The 18,876-nt window shown below is 36.3% G+C and carries 19 protein-coding genes, 1 pseudogene and 1 riboswitch; of the genes and pseudogenes, 9 read left to right on the top strand and 11 right to left on the bottom strand.

The window, feature by feature from the left end:
• The first annotated feature begins 142 nt into the window (after positions 1-142).
• Positions 143-1,871 (top strand): annotated as a pseudogene (locus LRP83_RS20725) (ABC transporter ATP-binding protein).
• A 761-nt stretch (positions 1,872-2,632) separates the two neighbouring features.
• Here LRP83_RS20725 and LRP83_RS20720 read toward each other — a convergent pair.
• Together LRP83_RS20720 and LRP83_RS20715 are read right to left on the bottom strand one after the other, a co-directional pair.
• Complete coding sequence (locus tag LRP83_RS20720; protein ID WP_230498688.1) at positions 2,633-3,670, bottom strand: DUF3231 family protein; 1,038 nt, start codon at positions 3,668-3,670, stop codon at positions 2,633-2,635.
• Positions 3,671-3,807: 137 nt separating this feature from the next.
• Entirely contained in the window at positions 3,808-4,206 is a 399-nt protein-coding gene (locus LRP83_RS20715; protein ID WP_354002361.1) for a hypothetical protein, read from the bottom strand.
• On the opposite strand from LRP83_RS20715, the gene LRP83_RS23260 reads away from it, so the two are divergent.
• From LRP83_RS23260 to LRP83_RS20705, 3 genes are all read left to right on the top strand, one after another.
• Positions 4,198-4,332: a hypothetical protein gene (locus LRP83_RS23260; RefSeq protein ID WP_290369599.1), complete on the top strand. Its 135-nt coding sequence runs from the start codon at positions 4,198-4,200 to the stop codon at positions 4,330-4,332. The genes LRP83_RS20715 and LRP83_RS23260 overlap by 9 nt on opposite strands.
• Positions 4,333-4,427: 95 nt before the next feature.
• Positions 4,428-6,278: an LTA synthase family protein gene (locus tag LRP83_RS20710; RefSeq protein WP_230498686.1), complete on the top strand. Its 1,851-nt coding sequence runs from the start codon at positions 4,428-4,430 to the stop codon at positions 6,276-6,278.
• A gap of 200 nt (positions 6,279-6,478) precedes the next feature.
• Entirely contained in the window at positions 6,479-6,958 is a 480-nt protein-coding gene (locus tag LRP83_RS20705; RefSeq protein WP_230498684.1) for a hypothetical protein, read from the top strand.
• Between the two features lie 36 nt (positions 6,959-6,994).
• On the opposite strand, the gene LRP83_RS20700 is transcribed toward LRP83_RS20705, so the two are convergent.
• From LRP83_RS20700 to LRP83_RS20680, 5 genes are all read right to left on the bottom strand, one after another.
• The gene (locus tag LRP83_RS20700; RefSeq protein WP_230498683.1) at positions 6,995-7,354 is read right to left on the bottom strand and encodes a 2Fe-2S iron-sulfur cluster-binding protein; all 360 of its coding nucleotides are present in this window, start codon (positions 7,352-7,354) and stop codon (positions 6,995-6,997) included.
• A gap of 13 nt (positions 7,355-7,367) precedes the next feature.
• Complete coding sequence (locus tag LRP83_RS20695; protein ID WP_230498681.1) at positions 7,368-8,216, bottom strand: family 1 encapsulin nanocompartment shell protein; 849 nt, start codon at positions 8,214-8,216, stop codon at positions 7,368-7,370.
• Between the two features lie 19 nt (positions 8,217-8,235).
• Complete coding sequence (locus LRP83_RS20690; protein WP_230498679.1) at positions 8,236-8,820, bottom strand: IMEF encapsulin system ferritin-like cargo protein; 585 nt, start codon at positions 8,818-8,820, stop codon at positions 8,236-8,238.
• A gap of 198 nt (positions 8,821-9,018) precedes the next feature.
• A complete protein-coding gene (locus tag LRP83_RS20685) occupies positions 9,019-9,498 on the bottom strand; it encodes a glutathione peroxidase (RefSeq protein ID WP_230498677.1) in 480 nt (159 codons plus the stop codon).
• A gap of 33 nt (positions 9,499-9,531) precedes the next feature.
• Positions 9,532-10,023 carry a GNAT family N-acetyltransferase gene (locus tag LRP83_RS20680; protein WP_230498675.1) on the bottom strand — a complete coding sequence of 164 codons (492 nt, stop codon included), beginning with the start codon at positions 10,021-10,023 and terminating at the stop codon, positions 9,532-9,534.
• 204 nt (positions 10,024-10,227) lie between these two features.
• Between LRP83_RS20680 and LRP83_RS20675 the strand changes: the two genes are divergently transcribed.
• From LRP83_RS20675 to LRP83_RS20655, 5 genes are all read left to right on the top strand, one after another.
• The gene (locus LRP83_RS20675) at positions 10,228-10,683 is read left to right on the top strand and encodes a DUF2269 family protein (protein ID WP_230498674.1); all 456 of its coding nucleotides are present in this window, start codon (positions 10,228-10,230) and stop codon (positions 10,681-10,683) included.
• Positions 10,684-10,824: 141 nt separating this feature from the next.
• A riboswitch (cyclic di-AMP (ydaO/yuaA leader) is annotated at positions 10,825-10,964 on the top strand.
• Positions 10,965-11,278: 314 nt separating this feature from the next.
• Entirely contained in the window at positions 11,279-11,683 is a 405-nt protein-coding gene (locus LRP83_RS20670; RefSeq protein WP_230498672.1) for a hypothetical protein, read from the top strand.
• A 30-nt stretch (positions 11,684-11,713) separates the two neighbouring features.
• Entirely contained in the window at positions 11,714-12,091 is a 378-nt protein-coding gene (locus LRP83_RS20665) for a Na-translocating system protein MpsC family protein (protein ID WP_230498670.1), read from the top strand.
• Positions 12,092-12,156: 65 nt separating this feature from the next.
• A complete protein-coding gene (locus LRP83_RS20660; RefSeq protein ID WP_230498669.1) occupies positions 12,157-13,494 on the top strand; it encodes a TrkH family potassium uptake protein in 1,338 nt (445 codons plus the stop codon).
• Positions 13,495-13,644: 150 nt separating this feature from the next.
• Positions 13,645-14,868 carry an MFS transporter gene (locus tag LRP83_RS20655; protein ID WP_230498667.1) on the top strand — a complete coding sequence of 408 codons (1,224 nt, stop codon included), beginning with the start codon at positions 13,645-13,647 and terminating at the stop codon, positions 14,866-14,868.
• Positions 14,869-14,951: 83 nt separating this feature from the next.
• Here LRP83_RS20655 and LRP83_RS20650 read toward each other — a convergent pair whose 3' ends face one another.
• The 4 genes from LRP83_RS20650 to pdxR all read right to left on the bottom strand — a co-directional run bounded on the left by LRP83_RS20650 (position 14,952) and on the right by pdxR (position 18,743).
• On the bottom strand, positions 14,952-15,560 hold the full coding sequence (locus LRP83_RS20650; protein ID WP_230498665.1) for a flavin reductase family protein: 609 nt from the start codon (positions 15,558-15,560) through the stop codon (positions 14,952-14,954).
• 23 nt (positions 15,561-15,583) lie between these two features.
• The gene (locus tag LRP83_RS20645) at positions 15,584-16,522 is read right to left on the bottom strand and encodes a ring-cleaving dioxygenase (protein WP_230498664.1); all 939 of its coding nucleotides are present in this window, start codon (positions 16,520-16,522) and stop codon (positions 15,584-15,586) included.
• Positions 16,523-16,651: 129 nt separating this feature from the next.
• A complete protein-coding gene (locus LRP83_RS20640) occupies positions 16,652-17,050 on the bottom strand; it encodes a DoxX family protein (RefSeq protein ID WP_230498662.1) in 399 nt (132 codons plus the stop codon).
• 259 nt (positions 17,051-17,309) lie between these two features.
• Positions 17,310-18,743, bottom strand: a complete 1,434-nt coding sequence (pdxR, locus tag LRP83_RS20635; protein WP_230498661.1) for a MocR-like pyridoxine biosynthesis transcription factor PdxR — start codon at positions 18,741-18,743, stop codon at positions 17,310-17,312.
• Between the last annotated feature and the right edge of the window lie 133 nt (positions 18,744-18,876).

Below are 18,876 nucleotides of genomic sequence, written 5' to 3'. Positions count from 1 at the left end.
TCTTATCTGAGTTTCTATTTCTAGTAAATAACTTTCATTATTCGCGAAATAGTTTGAATTTGATAGCCTAGGATTCAAATTGACGAATAGAGATCAATAGTTATAAGCTAAATAGGTCGAAGTTAAAAAGGAGTTTTTCTAAATGAATGAAAAATCAACTGGGTTAAAACCCTTTATCTCCCTCCTATTATCAACAAAAATCCCTAAGCTTGCATTAGGAATTGTTATCGGCAAGCCTCATCACTACTCTTACAGGACTTCTAGTACCCGTACTTACCAAAAACTTAGTTGATGGTTTTTCAGTTTCAGCTTTAAGTGTTCCCCTCATCATTGGGATTGGAATAGCTTTTATAGTCCAAGCGATTATTAGTGGGATTTCCATTTACCTACTCAGTTATGTTGGCCAAAAGATTGTTGCTAGACTACGTGAACGGATGTGGGTTAAGCTTATTCGTTTGCCTGTTAGCTATTTTGACCAGCAAGCTAGTGGGGAAACAGTAAGTCGTGTCGTTAATGATACGTCTGTTGTTCGTGCTTTAATATCGGACCATTTCCCTCAATTCATCACTGGGATTATTTCTATCATTGGTGCGGTCGTCATTTTACTCGTTATGGATTGGAAAATGACTTTGGTGATGCTCATTTCTGTTCCAATCACAATGGCTATTATGATGCCACTTGGACGAAAAATGGCGAAAATCTCGCGTGGTTTACAGGATGAAACCGCTGTTTTTACAGGTGAGATAGGACAAACACTTAGTGAGATACGCTTAATGAAATCTTCTACTGCTGAACTTAATGAAGAAACAAAAGGGTTAACGGGAATTGATAAATTACTAGGATTTGGATTGAAGGAAGCTCGAATTACGGCTTTAATTGCGCCTCTTATGTACCTAGTCATTATGATTGTGATTGTCATGATTATTGGATATGGTGGGATGCGTGTAGCAAATGGATCGATGTCAACAGGTTCACTTGTTGCCTTCCTTCTGTATCTATTTCAAATCATTTTTCCAATCACCTCTTTTGCGATGTTTTTTACTCAGCTTCAAAAAGCAAAAGGCGCAACAGAGCGGATTATCGATATTTTAGAATTGAAGTTAGAAGAGGGTCAAACCGGTTTAGAAATGGATATTACAAATAAACCCATCTATGTCCGTAACGTTTCGTTTGCCTATAGTGAAGAAGAGCCGGTCATTGAAAATGTCTCGTTTGAAGCGCAGCCTGGTGAAATGATTGCCTTTGCGGGACCAAGTGGTGGTGGTAAAACCACGATGTTTGCTTTAATCGAACGGTTTTATGAGCCTACATCTGGTGAAATTAGAATTGGGGACATCCCTATTACCGATTTATCGCTTGCAACCTGGCGTAGTCAAATTGGTTACGTCTCTCAAGAAAGTGCCATGATGGCTGGTACCATTCGTGAAAATTTATGTTATGGCTTGGAAATGGAACATATTTCAGATGAACGTTTATGGGAAGTGGCCACAATGGCGTATGCTGATGAATTTATCCAATCCTTTTCAGAAGGATTAAACACCGAAGTTGGTGAGCGTGGAGTGAAATTATCTGGTGGGCAACGACAACGGATTGCAATTGCTCGTGCTTTTTTACGAAATCCTAAAATTCTCATGATGGATGAAGCAACGGCAAGCTTAGATAGCCAATCTGAAGGGGTAGTCCAACAGGCTTTAACGCGCTTAATGGAAGGACGAACCACCTTCGTGATAGCCCACCGATTATCAACGATTGTTGATGCTGATAAGATTGTATTCATAGAAAAAGGTCGAGTTACGGGCATTGGGACTCATCAGGAGCTAGTAAGGACACATAATTTATATCGTGAGTTTGCTGAACAGCAGTTGGCATAACGTTTTAAGCCATATAGTAAAGAGACCTCCAATTAGTGTTAATAACTGGTTCTCTTTTAGATTGCAAAAAATGAAAAAACACCTCAAATAACATGTTAAATCACATATGATTTAGCATGTTATTTTTTTATTGGTATAAAAACGTTTATGACATTTTAATTTAAGAATTAACACGGTCATTAGCAATCCGATTAGCAAAGTGAGAATGAACATTCTCATAATGTTAGTTTATATGCTAAAACGTTGTTAATACTTCGTTAAATTTGATAGGAATGGCATATTTTCAAACATAAAAATAGATGTACCAGGGAGAAAGAAGCCTTGTCCTTAATAAAGTGACCAGCGAAAGAAAAAGAAGCGGAGTTTTTCCGGTTATAATCAGAATGGAGCACGTTTCGGGCTAAATAAGCGAAGTTTTTCCGCTTATGCCAAGAAAAATCCCCCATTTTCATGTTATTCCTGACAATAGGCGAAATATCTCCGTCTATTTAAGCCATTTTCAATGCTTTTGACTAAATAAGCGGAATTTATCCGCCTATTAATCAGAGCGGATGTTGGTTGATCTGATTGCCCATCTTAAACTGATAGTGTAATTCCAATTATTACGCCCTTGAAATATCACGGATAATATTCAGAAGCACAAAAACATGATGAAAATCACCATGCTTTGTACTCCATTATTTGTACTGGTATTTATGATTTTGCACTCCAAAAGAGAACCCGTTATTAGTGTTAATTGCTGGGTCTTTTTACTATAACAACTAGTTTGATGTTAAATCTGTTCTATCAATCGCCTTTGGCGGTTGTTCCATCCAACCGTTTTCAATCATCATCGCTGCCCCATCCTCGACAAACAAGGTTACTTCAGTTAGACATTTCATATACATTAATCCAATGTCTCTTCGCCCGTTCACGGCCATTGAATTTGCAAAGGACCTTATTTTTATCGCAAACATATCCACTTTATGAAACAGCATAATTTTATCTGAAAAGGGTGAAAAGGTAGAGGTTGTAATTAAATGATCAATCTGTGATGGAAAAGGCAAATTTTCTTTATGGAGCTTATCCTGAAAATGTTGCACTTCTCTATCTGTAATTTCTTTCCCTCTTAGAAAGAAAGATTGTATTTTTTTATTTTTGGCAACTTGACTGAAAGCCGTTAAAAGTGCCTTGCTCGTGATGTTGTTTTCGATATTATCATAAAGATGTGTGATTTCAAGCGCATGCAATTCCCGAACCTCACCAAAAAAACCATTCAAATAATTTTCCTTTTCTATAAAGTCTACACGTTTAGGCACAGGTATTAACGGAGCTTTTATGATAAATCCTTTATCCATTAAAATGTTATTTATTTGACCCAGAAGGATCGTTGTGCACTTATTACAATATATAAAGAATTCCCTTACATCTTCTCTCATCATGAGTGGAACCGCAATGGCGTATATACTGAGCCCCGCTTTCGAGGCATATTTCAAATAATGGACATAAAATTGATCTTCGAACAGCCTAGGTGCTCCTAGATTGACGTCTTCTTCTGAAAATCCGACGGGGATTGGGAAATCTTCGTCAGAAAAGAACTTTTCAATTTTCTTCATAAAATCGGCCGTAAGCGCCAAGCTATTTTCCAATAAGATCCTAATATCATCATCATCTACATGTTTAAGAAAATACTTCAATATCTGATTTGACATACTATTGCCCACATATGTAGCCCAAAGCTTTCCCATTTCAACTGCTGTAAATGGATTATCAGAACTTAACTTAGTTGAACTTATGTTGATTGGTTTCATTAATTCCATGGTATTCCCCTAACCTTTTTACGATTTATTGTTAGTTTTTACAACATTTAAATTTATATCCACAAATACTATTTTAAAAGGCACTTTTCCATAGAAAAATACTCGTACATTTCATACGAGCCCGACAGATAGTCACTTTAATTTTGCTCTTCCATTGCTGGTTGGACTTTAGATTCTTCTTTTAAGTTAAAAAGTGGTATTACTAAAAGTACGCCAATTAATAATAGTATTCCTGAAACTAAATATACCCCGAATAGTGTAAGAGGAACCTTTACAACCCCAGCTACAGACATACCAATTACCATCATCCCCATGAACAACGGACTTAGTACTCCATTTACACGACCCACAAATGCTTCATCGGTATTTTTTAAAATTAAGGTATTAATTCCAATATGAATACATGGGAAGAACATTCCATTTAATACTTGTAATGTAAGTAGACATGACGTATTTAATACCGTCCATCCCTTTCTTAAAATCGCTTTGTGTCTCTGCCTTTTCCTTCTCCAAATCGTTTTCTCACTATGATTCAACTAAATACCTATCAAATACAGATAAAAAAGTTTTTGAATGAGGACTTTTTTAGTATGATTAAAGGTGGACAGGCTGATTTATTAAAATCGCTTTTAGGTGGAAACAATTCTGATTTACCTGCATAATCTTATCAAGGTAGCATTCTTCTTGGGCTATTTTGTTAATCATAATTAATTGCAAGATACATAGATTATTATTTAATGAAGAGGTGTTTGTTTTTATGAAAATGAATGGGATTGATTTTATGAAGTACTGCCTCCATCCAATCTCCTTACTTTTAATCATTTTGTTTATAAAATTAACTGCATTTCAAATCATTATTTTTGATAACAAATCATTTTTTCATATTTTACTAGTGGAGTTTCCGCTATGGGCTCTTACGGTAATTATTCTTACAATGATTTTTAAAAAGAGGACTTGGTTAGCGATCTGGACTTATTATCTCTTTCTTTCGATTTTATTTATTGTCGTACTGTATTACACTAGATATTTTTCAACTGTTCCATCCTATTATGATGTCAAACAAATTTATCAATCTAATTCTGTCGGTGGCACTGTAGCACTTTTAGGAACTCCATTTGATTATTTATTTTTCCTGGACGTTATATTGATTATTCCGCTCATTTGGTATTTTTCGAAAGAAGGTCGAAGCCTTTCTTTTTCAAATGCAAGGGGTTGGGCAATCGGTTTTAGTTGTTTCGGACTATTGATGACCATCATCGCTTTCCGATATCCATTAATAGATGTTTCTTATTTCGCTAAAAAGCACGGCTATATTCAATCTCAAATCGTTCAAGCATTTGAACGAAGTATCGGTAAAGCGCTTGCCTCAAATGACGATTTGTCTGAACAAAAAATAGAAGAGTTGAAAGGAAATTCTTACGTCCCTTTTACCGAGCACGCTTCATACGGTCTAGCTAGGAACCGTCAAGTATTCACCATTCAGGTAGAATCCTTACAAAAATTTGTGATTAATTTAAAAATTAATAATCACGAAATAACCCCTAATTTAAATGCACTTTTGAAGGATAGTGCCTATTTCAACAATGTTTATCAACAAATAGGTGCAGGGAATACATCTGATGCAGAGTGGCTCATGCATACCTCCTTATATCCTGAGGGGATGGATCCAACGGTGAATTTGATTGATGGTAGCGAAATTCCTTCACTTGTTCGCACGTTGGAAAAGAATGGTTACGGCACTGCCACCTATCATGCGGACGACATTAACTACTGGAATCGTGATCAACTGTATCCTTCCTTAGGTTTTGATTACGTCTATACAAACAAAGAGATCCCTAATGTAAAAGAAATCGGATTTGGTCCTGCAGATGAAGTACTTTTCGAATATGTTGAATCACAGCTGCCAAAGCAATTAAAAAAACATAACCTTATGTATTCCAATATTATTACGCTAACCAACCATACACCTTTTGAAATGCCTAAAAACTATCAAACTCTAAAACTACCAGAGCGTTTTCACGATACGTATGTGGGAAATTACTTACAATCCGTTCATTACACAGATCAACAAATTGGTTTGTTTATCGAACAATTAAAACAGCGTGGTCTATATGAAAATTCAGTTATCCTCATATATGGTGACCATTCAGGATTACATGGGGCGCCTGTTACTGCTAATGATAAAAAGCTCTTAAAATCATTGCTGGGACACGAATATAATATGAATGACCGCTTTATTGTACCTGTTTTATTCACGGCTCCAGGCATTTTTACTGGTGAAACAAATTCACAGCTTGGAGGACAAATTGACTTAATGCCGACTTTACTTAATCTATTAGGCATTGAGCATGAATCACAAATGATTGGCCACAATCTTTTTCAATATGAAAAAAATCTACTCGGAATGCGTTATTACTTACCAGGAGGTTCATTTATTAGCGATAACGCGATATATACGGCACCAAGCGCTAAGTTATCGGCATCCATCTACAATCGTAAAACGATGAAGCAAGTGAAAAATGTAGAGGGACTGCAACAAAAAATGAATTATACGTTAATGATTATGCAGCACTCAGACTATATTCGAATGAAGGAAACAAAAAATTGAGGTTGGGCGGTTAAACGTCTTTCCTCTATTTTTTTGGAACTTTTATGAAGCAGAGTTGGGACAAATCTTATTTCAAATGAGTGGAAATAAACACCATCACACTACAGACACATTTAATGGCGAAATCACATTGACAATGATTCTCATTATCTTTAGTATAAGGGTATAGACATCACGATAGGATTAGGCGGAGGGATCATATGTTTAACATGCTATTTGGGTTGAAGGATATTCATACAGTTATTTCAAATAAGCGAAAAATTGGTGGAGCAGCCGAAGCTGATATGATTCAGTTATCATCAGGTGAAACCTTTCTAAACCCCGTGTTTACGAATGTTGATATCTCAAAGGGACAATATGTTTCGTTCGGTTTTATCGATGAAAAAGGGGTCAATATCATTGCCCATGTCGACCAAATTGCGGTCATTAAAGGCTTACAACATAAATTAATTTGCCAGTTAAATAATACGTATATCCAGCAAATGATGGTACGCGATACACTTCAATATTTACAAAAACTATGTGAAGTGAATGCAGGGTTCGTTACTCAAACCTTCAAAAGAGAAGCGTTAAAGCTTGTGCGTGATGTAAGTGTGAAGGAATTAAATAAACATAATATTACCCTTCCGTTCAATGTAGAAGATAATATTGTTCATATGAATGAGCGGTTATTTGCATAATAAAACGAGGTCCGTAAAAAGGACCTCGTTTTTTGATTAGATGATATCCGCCTGACATGCTAACCGATAGCCATTAGCAATTTCATTTCCTAGTTTCTTAAGCTCAAGGTTATTAGGATTGGTCAGTCCAACACCTTCCATAACCTTGACAGTGCATTGCCCACAAGTACCTTTTCTGCATTTATATTGTATCGGTTTTCCTTGGCTTAAGGCAGAGTCTAATAGTTTTCCTTTTACCTGCTTTATCTCAAATATACGTTTATTTTGCATAATAATGATTGGCTTTTTGGGCGTTGATACTGGTATTGACTCTTTATTTACAGAAACGGGTGTCGTTAGTTGGGGGATGATACTCCCCGGTATTAGCGAGCCAACTGTAAAAGCTCTTCTATTCATCGACAATCACCCGCTATTTTCCCGCATCTTCCAATGTACAAATAGCAGATGGGCGTTTGACTCTTAAAACGGCTGTCTCGTAAACCCTGAATGGGTGACTCATCCCTTCTTCACCCAAATAAGCTGTATCAAAATCCTCCGAAACGGCAAGGTCCAGATTGTTACGACCCGTATTAACGAGAACACCCGTTTTTCCTCTAAGTACATGAGATTGAAACACTCCATCTGTAACTAATTCACGGACATGTTCAATTTCCAACACATTCGTATCTCTATGTACACGGTGTAAAAGGGAATAAAGCTCTGGTGAGAGTACTAATGCAAAAGGTCCATTATGCCCCATTTCAAGTAACTTATTTCGAGCATCCACAATATCCTGAAAAGCATTTCCGGACTCATACCATTCGTCTATTAAATGGGTTAGACGTCCAGGGACATTCATCAGTCCAGAAATATCAAACTCCTTTGCTCCATGGAAAATCATCTGGTCTTCTAAATTTGCCACATCCCTTGCTGCATTGGCAGCTGGCGAAAAATCAACAGGGATATCTAAAACCTTTGCTTGCTCTAAATCACGCCAATATAGAACGAAATCTTTATAAAGTAATGGAATCGTTAAATTCACCCTTTTACTAGACTCAATTACGGTATCAAAAGATCCCTGGAAATCCATTTTCGCATCAAAGTTTTCTGTGAACACATCGTTTGGGATGCTTTGAACACCTCTGCCTAGCGGTCCATATAATTCAATAAATCTGCGTCCCACTAATTGTCTACGGGCCGCATCAATAACGGTTTTATCCAATTGGGTAAATTCTGTATCGGTTAATGGTGCATCTGGAAATAATTGCGATTTCATCATGTTTCTTACCTCTCCTTTTTTATATTAAACTCCCGACTGTAAAGCCCTTTTTAGGTTGCATTCCACGGCTGTTGGTTGTTGTTGTGGCTTTTGTTGGAGCTGATGTCGCTGAGCGGTCTAGATGATCATGTTCTTCATCATGATAGGCATGGGGATCTACATAGTTCGTATCAAACCGCCCATTAATTTCAGCTAACATTGCCTTTACCTGTTGGTAATCCTTATAGGAAACTTCCCTTAATTGATTTAATAATGTGCTTCGTTCTTCATCTTTAAATCGGAAAAGGGCTAAATCAAGATGTTCAACGAAGTTATGTAGGCCAAATTTTTCGAGATTTAATTCTTGTAAAAGCCGATTAAATTCATTATTAGTTGGTGAAAAATCTTTCTCTTCCTTTTCCTGTTGGAATTTTTGAATGAGCGGTATGAGCACTACTAAACGAGATAAACGCTGCTCCTCTTCCTCAAAAATATGGTGATAATAAAGTCTTTCATGATCATCAATTGCATTTTGAATCACGGGGTCTAACATATTCATAAACTTTTCAATTGCATCCTTTGTGGTTGTAAATATATGATAGAAAATTTTTAGTTCCTCTTTCACTTTACCTGCAGCCTCCCTCAAGAAATCAAACTACAAGACAGTATTGACGTTGCGAGGTACTTTTAAAACTATTATTAGTAGAAAAGTAAAAAATGGGGGAATAGCAGCACGGATTAGTGACCGTTTTGGCCATGAAAATTAAAAAACGGGCATCTATAGCCCGTTTTGATTTATAACCTCAATATTCCTATATAATATCTATCCTAACAATTTCTCAATATCATCACCGATATCGATCGGAGATACAGACGGAGCATACCTACCAACTACCTGCCCATTTCGATTTATTAAAAACTTAGCAAAATTCCACTCGATATCTGATGATTCAGATTGTCTTGGCGATTCCTCTTTTAAGTATTGGAATAACGGATGTGCATTCTCTCCATTCACATCTACTTTTGCAAACAATGGAAAGCTCACACCGTAATTCAGGCTGCAAAACTCAGAAATTTTCTCTTCACTTCCAGGCTCTTGGCCTCCAAACTGATTACAAGGAAAGCCTAATACAAAAAATCCATTTTCTTTATATTGATCATAGATTTTTTGAAGCTCGGCATACTGGGGGGTAAGTCCACATTCACTTGCGGTATTGACGGCTAATAAAACCTTTCCTTTGTAATTCTCAAGACTTACTTCTTCCCCTTTTATGGTTGTAACTTTAAATGGATACACACTCATTTTTCATCAACCTTTCTTATGTAAACAAACTTTTTATACTATTTCAGTTACCATATCCCAAGATGTCCCATCTACACCGATTTTTTTAAATCCAAAACGTTCATATAAACGAAGGGCTGGGTTATTTGGATCCACGCTAAGTGACATTTTTTTATAACCCAATTCCTTAGCCTCTTTTAAAACTGCTTCTATTAGTAATGTTCCTATACCTTTTCCTCGAGCATGAGGATGTAGGGCGATTCCTAGAATCGGGGTTTCTTGGTCAACATATCCAAAGGTTTTATTATCCTCACTGAATAATCGAATCCACACTGCCCCAACGGGTTGATTGGAGATATCCATTGCAATTAACGATAAATCTCCGCTTCTTCCCCACCCTTCTAAAATTTGTTTTATATGAGGTTCATTGATTATTTCTTTTGAAGGTGGTGTATGTCCCTCAGGAACATAAATAGCTTGATATAACATTTCCCATAAAAAATTGATGTCAGCGGTGCTTCCATGTCTTATTTTAAATTCTGACAATTGTACCCCTCCTATATGGCCAAAAAAATTCCTTTCACCCTTTACAACCTATAAAATTTAGTTAAGGGTAAAGTTTCTCTTAAAGAATTCCATCAAAAAATGCATAATCCTTCCAATTATATAAATTTATGCGGCCTGTATACCAATTTTTTTGTCTGTTTGTGATAAAATGTATAGTTGTAGTGAACGGAGGTTTGGAAAGAAATGATTAGTTTTTACAAGGTTCTTGTCTTTTTACATATCTTTTCCGCCATTTTAGGGATGGGACCAGGCTTTATTTTAACAACAGTTGTAAAGTCGGGAAAAAACATGACCGAATTAAGACATTCTTACGCAGTTAGACATAAACTACATATTTTTGTCATGATTGGCGGTATTTTATTACTAGTCACTGGCATACTCATGGGTATCTTAAACACAAGCCTATTTTATATGGGTTGGTATGTCACAAGTCTTATTCTATTTTTGATTGCATTAGCGATGGGACCACTTGCCCTATCGCCTAGATCAAAGCCAATTAAGGCCCTATTAAAATCTCACCAAGGTGAAAATATTCCGGATGAATATTACGGTTTATCTAGAAAGCTTTTTATGTGTGAATATATTGAAAATGGTATTTTTATCATTATCATTTCTCTGATGATCTTAAAACCATTTTAATGGATATTTTGAATTCATATGAGATATTGAGATAAAGAGAGATTCCGTATGAAATAGAGTTAAATATCGTTGAATTCGGTTAAATTTATTAATTTACATTGCTAACAGGTCGGAGTAGAATAGGGCACGTAAACATCAAATTAAATAATTCGGCCCAATCTCCAAATGGAGAACGGAGGAACCACTAATTGGGGTTAATTCTACTTATGTAGAAGGGATGAGATTACTCTTTCGCCATCCTACCCGTCAGCTAACTTCGTCGGCTAAGCGAAGGAGGTCTATAGACCACCTTTTTCAGGCGGTTTTTTTGTTGTTATTTATATGTAACAGCATGAAAGCAGCTTGGAGAATAAAGTAGGTCTTTTTATTATGCCTATTTTCGAAAAAGGTACTAGGGAGACAGAACGCGTAGAGAGTTTCTTAGCTTGCTAGGCGTTAAGTAGACCAATGTATACTTTTTTCCAACATGGTTGAATGAGGAAGTGAGTACATTGCATCCATTGGCTTTTTATAAGAGCCTATATGTAATGCCCTTTTATTCAGCTTCGGGAAAGAGTTTACGTTGGTCTTTTTTTAATACTATGGTAGAAAAATTTTGAAAAAGGTGATTGAGATGTTAGTTAACTATATTAAAAAGTTCGGAATCATTTTGCCCACAGCAGTGGTGTATCTTGATCAAGAAGAGCATACATTTGGTAAAGCAATAGATGGCCACTTGGAGATTAAGGGTAGATTTTTCAAGAACGTTTTAAAGCGATATGAAATTGATTTAGTCAGATATGAACAAGATAACGATACAGAAGAATTGTTAACTAGTAGTTCTGTTTATTGCTCAAGAGAGTGTTTACCAAATAAAAAGGATATACTGCCTTTTGTACTTAACGTTCCGGAAAATATTAAAGAATATCCCGATCGATATACTTATAAAATAGTCGTTCGGTTCGTGTGGGAGGATTCTCAAATTTTATTAAAGAAACACCCTTTAGTATTTCAAGTATAGCGTTTAACAAGTATTCGGGAGGAAATAAGGATGAATGCTAAAAAGAGAAAGCTGGAAGCAGATCTAAGTGAGTCATTTATTAAGCTACAAAGAGATTTGATTGGAAGAGGACCACAGGAAACAAAAACGTACATTGTTCAAGATATGGTAATAGCCCGTTTCAAAGGGGTTCTAACCGTCGAGGAAAAACATTTAGTTGACCATGAAAAAGGAAGAATACTTGTTAAACAAATGCGACAAGTACTTCGAGAAATGTATAGTAACAACATTGAAGAAATTGTCGAGCAGTATACTGGTTGTAAAGTATTATCCAGCCATAGTGATATTAGTACGAAAACGGGGGAAAGAATCGAAGTCTTTGTTGTCGATAAAGATCTAGAAAAGTTATTAGAATCAACAAAGGGATAGAATGGTTAATCAAATCTTTTTTGAATAGGCTAGCACAATAATCCTATTCAGCTAGGAAGGTAAAAATGAATAATAAAAGAGTAGGAATAACCCCTCCGAAAATTCTTGTTTTAGGCTTTGCTACCTTAATTTTTATCGGAGCAGGCTTGTTAACACTTCCGATCGCAACGGTTGATGGAAATGGCCTCTCGTTATTAAATGCGTTGTTTACCGCAACGTCAGCTACTTGTGTAACAGGCCTAGTCGTCGTAGACACAGGAAGTACCTTTACCACATTCGGACAGCTAGTTATTATATCCCTAATTCAAGTTGGTGGATTAGGTTTTATGACCTTGGCCACCTTTTTCTTTTTTCTATTAGGTAAAAAAATATCTTTAAAAGATCGATTGTTGCTCCAAGAATCGTTAAATAATTTATCTATAGCCGGCATTGTAAGATTAGTTAAACGGGTTTTAATTTTCACAGCAATAATTGAAATCATTGGTGCTATTATTTTATCTATTCGTTTTTCTTATGATATGTCTGTAGGCAAAGCCGTTTATTACGGCATTTTCCATTCTATTTCTAATTTTAATAACGCCGGTTTTGATTTAATGGGTGAATTTAGAAGCTTAACACCGTATGTTTCAGATCCAACAGTTACGCTTACTGTGTGCGCTTTGATTACATTAGGTGGAATAGGTTTTATTGTGATGAATGAAGTATATGAGTACCGAGAAACCCGTCGTTTATCTGTTCATTCCAAGGTAGTATTGGTAACTAGCTTTATTCTAACAATAGGCGGAACGATGTTAATATTCCTTTTTGAATTTGGTAATGACAAAACGTTACAGCCTTTATCGCCGCTAGGGAAAATACTTGGGGCCTTATTCCAATCCGTTACGGCAAGAACTGCTGGGGCTAATACATTAAATATTCCTGATTTAACACATTCTACTTTGTTCCTAACCATTTTTCTTATGTTTATTGGGGCATCTCCTGGCTCGACTGGTGGTGGAATAAAAACCACCACGTTTGCTACGCTTTTAGGGACGGTGTGGTCGCAAGTAACAGGAAAAGAAGATGTTGTTTTATTTCGTCGTCGTATCGTAACTGAAATCATATTAAAAGCACTTACAGTCACCGTAAGTGGATTATTTCTTGTTATCGGTATAACCATGTTACTAACAATTACCGAACCCGGAAAAGATTTTTTAATGATTTTATTTGAGGTGAACTCAGCCTTTGCAACGGTTGGCCTCTCGATGGGTTTAACTCCTGAATTATCACCTATTGGTAGAATGCTTATTATTTTTACGATGTTTGCAGGAAGAGTAGGACCGTTAACGGTGGCTTTCGCGATTGCAAAGCGGCGAAGACCAGTTCCTTACCGCCATCCACAGGGAAAAATTATGATTGGTTGATCATGTAATAACCTAAAAATAGCTGCCTCAAAATTTGTCTTTGTTTGATATTTTTGAGGTAGTTTTTTCTTTTTTTACTTTTTTATACAATTATTAATGAAATTGTAGTATCTTTAGAGTTACGATTGAATAGGAACGCGAGGAGCTACCATGTGGAAAAATAAAAATGTATGGATATTATTATCTGGTGAATTTATCGCTGGTTTAGGCTTATGGCTTGGAATTATTGGAAACTTAGAATTTATGCAAGAAAAAGTTCCTTCTGATTTCTTAAAATCTATAATTCTAGCAGCTGGATTACTTGCTGGTATAGCTGTAGGACCCATGGCAGGCAGAATAACCGATCAGGTTAGCAAGAAAAAAGTTATGCTTATCTCTGGTTTTGCACGAGCATTAAGTGTTATTTTTATGTTGATTGCGATTCAGACAGGGTCTGTCTGGTGGATGGTTGTTTTTCTAGTGCTACTTCAGCTCTCTGCAGCCTTTTACTTCCCTGCCTTACAGGCTGCCATTCCACTAGTAGTGAAGGAAAAGGATTTATTGCAATTGAATGGGGTTCATATGAATGTGTCCACAATTTCTCGTGTATTGGGAACCGCTTTAGCAGGAGCTTTATTGGTGATTATGTCACTATCTATGATTTATGTGATGTCTTTAGTTGCTTACTTAGCACTTCTTTTTCTAACATGGTTTATTAATATCGAGGAAGATACCAAAGTTGTAAAAGTGGTTAAGGGAGGAACAGCTCCAGCGGGAACTAGCTTTAAAGATGTATTTCCAGTCGTTAAGGGACTTCCGATTGTATTTATGACCCTTGTACTTACGCTCGTTCCTGTGTTGTTTCTTGGTGGATTTAATCTTGTCGTGATAAACATTAGTGAGATTCAAGACAGTACGGCCATTAAAGGATTAATCTATACTTTTGAAGGAATTGGATTTATGCTCGGAGCTTTTATCGTGAAACATATTAATCAAAAAAGCTCACCTTATTCGATTCTATTTTTCTTCTCACTAGTTATTGGATTATCACAGCTAATACTCTATTTTGCCGATATTCCATTTTTAACGTTAGTAGGCTTTTTCATATTTGGCTTTTCTGCTGGTTGTTTCTTCCCGACAGCGGCAACGATTTTTCAAACAAATGTACCAAAAGACTTCCACGGGAGATTCTTCTCTTTCCGCAACATGTTGGACCGCATCACCTTCCAAATAGTTCTGTTAATGGCAGGGTTTCTCTTGGATGCAGTTGGTCTTCAATATATGTGCGTGATTTTTGGGGTTATTTCGTTTGTGATGACTGCTGTCTTTTATGCAAAGTTTAGGCAGCAACGACCTAAGCTTGTTGTTGAGGAGAAGGTTAGTCAGCATATGTAAGTTAGATAAATAGAAAGCGCCCATTCACCTATGGTGACGGGCGTTTTTTTGACCTTTTTTTCAAAAGGGTCTCTATATTTTTATCATTTAGGGCGTTCTATGGAAAACATCTCACCTATTTTGGCATAGTTAGTACCCGCCAATCGGCTAACAGCAGCCAGTCCTCTTGGGTCAATTCTTCCATTTTCATAAATGTCACTTTCGATATGAAATTGAACAACCTTTCCAATGATAAAATCACAGCCCGGTGAATTCTGGCCACCTAATTCTAAGGCATGTTCTAATATACATTCCATTCTGATTTTCGCTTCCTTAACTCCTGGAACGGAGACTTTTACACTGTTAACAGGTGTTAATTGTGCTAGCTCTATTTCACTTTGGTCTGGGGACAGGCTTGCAGCTGTCATATTCACTTTTTTAACATTTTGTTCATCTACGATATGGACGACAAATTCCTTCGTTTCAATGATGTTTCTAGCTGTATCCTTTTGCCTCACAGCGGTTCGTTGAATCGATAAAGAAATCATCGGTGGATTGGAGGATACGATATTAAAATAACTAAAGGGTGCACCGTTTAAAATGCCATCCTTCGATTGTGTTGTGACAAAAGCAATAGGTCTAGGAATAATACTTCCAATTAAGAACTTATAGTTTTCTCTTTCGGTATTATTAACAGGGTCAATAGAAAGCAAAGAGATCATTCCTTTACATAAAATTAGTTTAATTCTCTTACCTCAACTGGTAGTAGACCTCTTTCAATCTGCCCTCTATATTGTTCATACTGCTGTGGCAACATTAATTTTTCTCCCATCGTCGCTACGGATTCATCATGTGCAAATCCTGGAGGATCTGTTGCAATTTCAAATAGAATTTCTCCATGTTCCCTAAAGTAAATCGCATTAAAATAGTTTCTATCCTGAACCGGAGTGACACCGTATCCATTCTCCGCCACATATTTTTGCCAATCTAATTGGTCTTGGTCATCAATTGCTCTCCATGCGATGTGATGGACGGTACCCACACCCATTTGCCCACGACCACTAGGGGTTGCTTTTAAATCGATGATATTCCCAATGTCGGATGAAGAGCGGAAACGGATAAAGTCTCCTTCCGTTCCAACGAAATCAAGTCCCATTACCTTTTCTAACAAATCGGCTGTATGATTTGGTTGTGAGGAGTATAGAATTGCGCCCCCAAAACCTTTGATTGCCACGTCAGGAGTTAACCCGCCAAAAGTCCAAGTATTGGCTTCGCCTTCTTCTCTTTCAACAATCTCCAAGTGAAGTCCATGTGGATCATCGAATGACAAATACTGCTCTCCAAATCGTTCTGTTTTCGTGAAAGATACATTAAACTTTTCTAATCTTTGTTCCCAAAATCCAAAAGCACCTTTAGGAACAACGTAAGAAGTCACCCCTACTTGCCCGTCACCAATTTTTCCTTGATACGCATTTGCCCATGGAAAAAAGGTAATAATCGTTCCAGGTTTTCCACCTTCATTTCCAAAGTACAGATGATACGTACCTGGATCATCAAAATTGACCGTTTTTTTCACTAAACGCAAACCTAAAACACCAGCATAAAAGTCTACATTTTCCTGTGGATTTCCTACAATCGCAGTGATGTGGTGAATACCCATTGTTTTTTTACTCATTTTTGAACACTCCTTTTTCTATTAAAATCGTTCATTTAAAACTAAGCTCGATAACTTATTTTGACCAGACTTTGAAAATAAAAATCTTTTGGAGATACTCTTAATTAGAGTATCTCCAACTTGAGATATTTAAAATAAAAATGCATCTAATGCATATTGTCCAGGACCGATTAAAGCTATACCAATCGCAACAACTAGTAAAGTTAGATTGTATTCATATCCATTCGCTGTTGACCATAATCCATTTGGAGCATGGACTTTGATGATAGCCATTAGCATTGTTCCTGCAATCATTATTCCTGCAAGTGGTGTTAATAATCCTAAAGCAAACAATAATCCACCAAACAGTTCAGTTAATCCTGCTAAAAGTGCCAACGTTACTCCCGGTTTCATGCCAATGGAATCAAACCAACCTCCAGTACCTTTTAAACCATAACCACCGAACCATCCAAATAATTTTTGCGCACCGTGACCAATAAATAAAACACCAATTACCAATCGTATTATTAATAACCCTAAATCCATCATTATCATTTCCTCCTAATGTTTTATCTCGAATTCAAGATATTTGATAAAAAAATTACTCTTTCCCTTATCATCTTCAAAAGTCGAAATTGGTTATCTCAAATTAAAGTATCTCGAATCTGAGATAATGATACTACTGATACTGTTTTATGTCAATAAGCTATTTTATTGGTTGTTATTAAAAATCTATCTCCCCAATCAATTTTGCCTAAATAATAATAAAGAGAACCATGCATGAACTCATGATTCTCTTAATATAAAGTTATTTAATAGTTTTTAATGCTTCGGCAAACCTTTTAATACCTTCGTTTATAGCCTCCACATTCTCTCTCGCAAATGTAAATCTCGTATAACCTTTTTGCGATCCCATTGTAGTCCCAGGAACATAGATTACTCCTAGTTTAATAGAATTTTCCAATAGTTTCATTTCATCTATATCCCTTTTTAATTTGCACCAAAGATGGATTCCACCTTGAGGAATAGTAAACTCCACTTGGTCATATAAAAAATGATTAAGACTTACTATAATTTGATTTCTTCTTAATTCTAATTCTTTCACTAGTCTTTTAATATGAGAATTAAAATGAACTGATTCTAAAAAATCATTTGCAATCCATTGCGTAAAGCTAGCATGACCAAAATCGATTATCTGTTTGGCATCCGATAACCTCTCTATTACCGATTTTGGTCCAATAATCCACCCAATCCTTAAACCAGAAGCAACAATCTTCGATAAAGAGCTAATATATAGGACATTACCGTGTTTATCCAGTGATTTTAAGGTTGAAACTTGTTCTCCTTTAAAAGACGTTAAACTATACGGGTCATCTTCCACTATAGGAATCCCATGTTCAGAAGATATTTCCAAAATGGCTTTCTGTTGATTTTCTTTTAGCAAAGTGCCTGTTGGATTTTGAAAAGCTGGATTTAAAAAGATCATTTTGATCCGATGTTTTTTATGTAATTCTAGTAATTCATTCGGATCAAAACCATCGCTATTAACTGGTAAATAGTAAGTTTTTAGCCCTGCTGATTTAAATATTGGTAAACTATAATGATATGATGGATCTTCAATCACCACCGCGTCACCTGGCCTTAATAAGCATTGGACGACTAAATGTAAAGCTTGTTGTGCTCCAGAAGTAATGAGAATGGACGAAGGATTTGTTTCAATATTTCGATAATCCTTCACATGCTTAGTAATCGTAGATCTTAATATCACATTCCCTTGTGGATGGTCATACCCCAACCTACCGATAAAAGACCTAGTTGAAGTGATTTCTCTTAAGGCGTTCATCGGTATAAGATCCTCCGATAATTCCCCGCTAGCTAAATTGATTAGTTTTTGTTCTTCCATTTCTTTACGTATTCTTTGAGTGACCGGTAAATTAGGCAAAAACGTACCTGCTTCTATATATCTATTCCAGCTCGGTATACGTTTTTTAGTTATCCCCCATATATCCTTACTTATCGTAGTACCACTTCCACGATTTCTTTGAATAAGCCCATTTGCTTCAAGCTCATCATAGGCAGATACCACAGTACTCCTATTGATATTCAGCTCTTTAGCTAAGTATCTCTCTGAAGGTAGCGGTTTATCTGGAGGAAAAGTTCCATCTGCGATACCATTTTCAATATATTCCGCAAGTTGTTTATATATTGGTTTTTTCGCTTTTCGATCTGGTTTCCAGTCCATTTATTCACATTCTGATTACGGCCATAGGAATGTACCACTAATGACATGTTTTGTACCAAAGAATGACAAGAAATTTACCACTAATCGACAGCTTATTTACCACCCAATACCTTCTATATAATTAGTGAGCATA

This window comes from Pseudoneobacillus rhizosphaerae, from assembly GCF_917563885.1.
GTDB classification, from domain to species: Bacteria; Bacillota; Bacilli; order Bacillales; family Cytobacillaceae; genus Pseudoneobacillus; species Pseudoneobacillus rhizosphaerae.
This window is presented reverse-complemented; position numbering and strand designations above follow the sequence as displayed.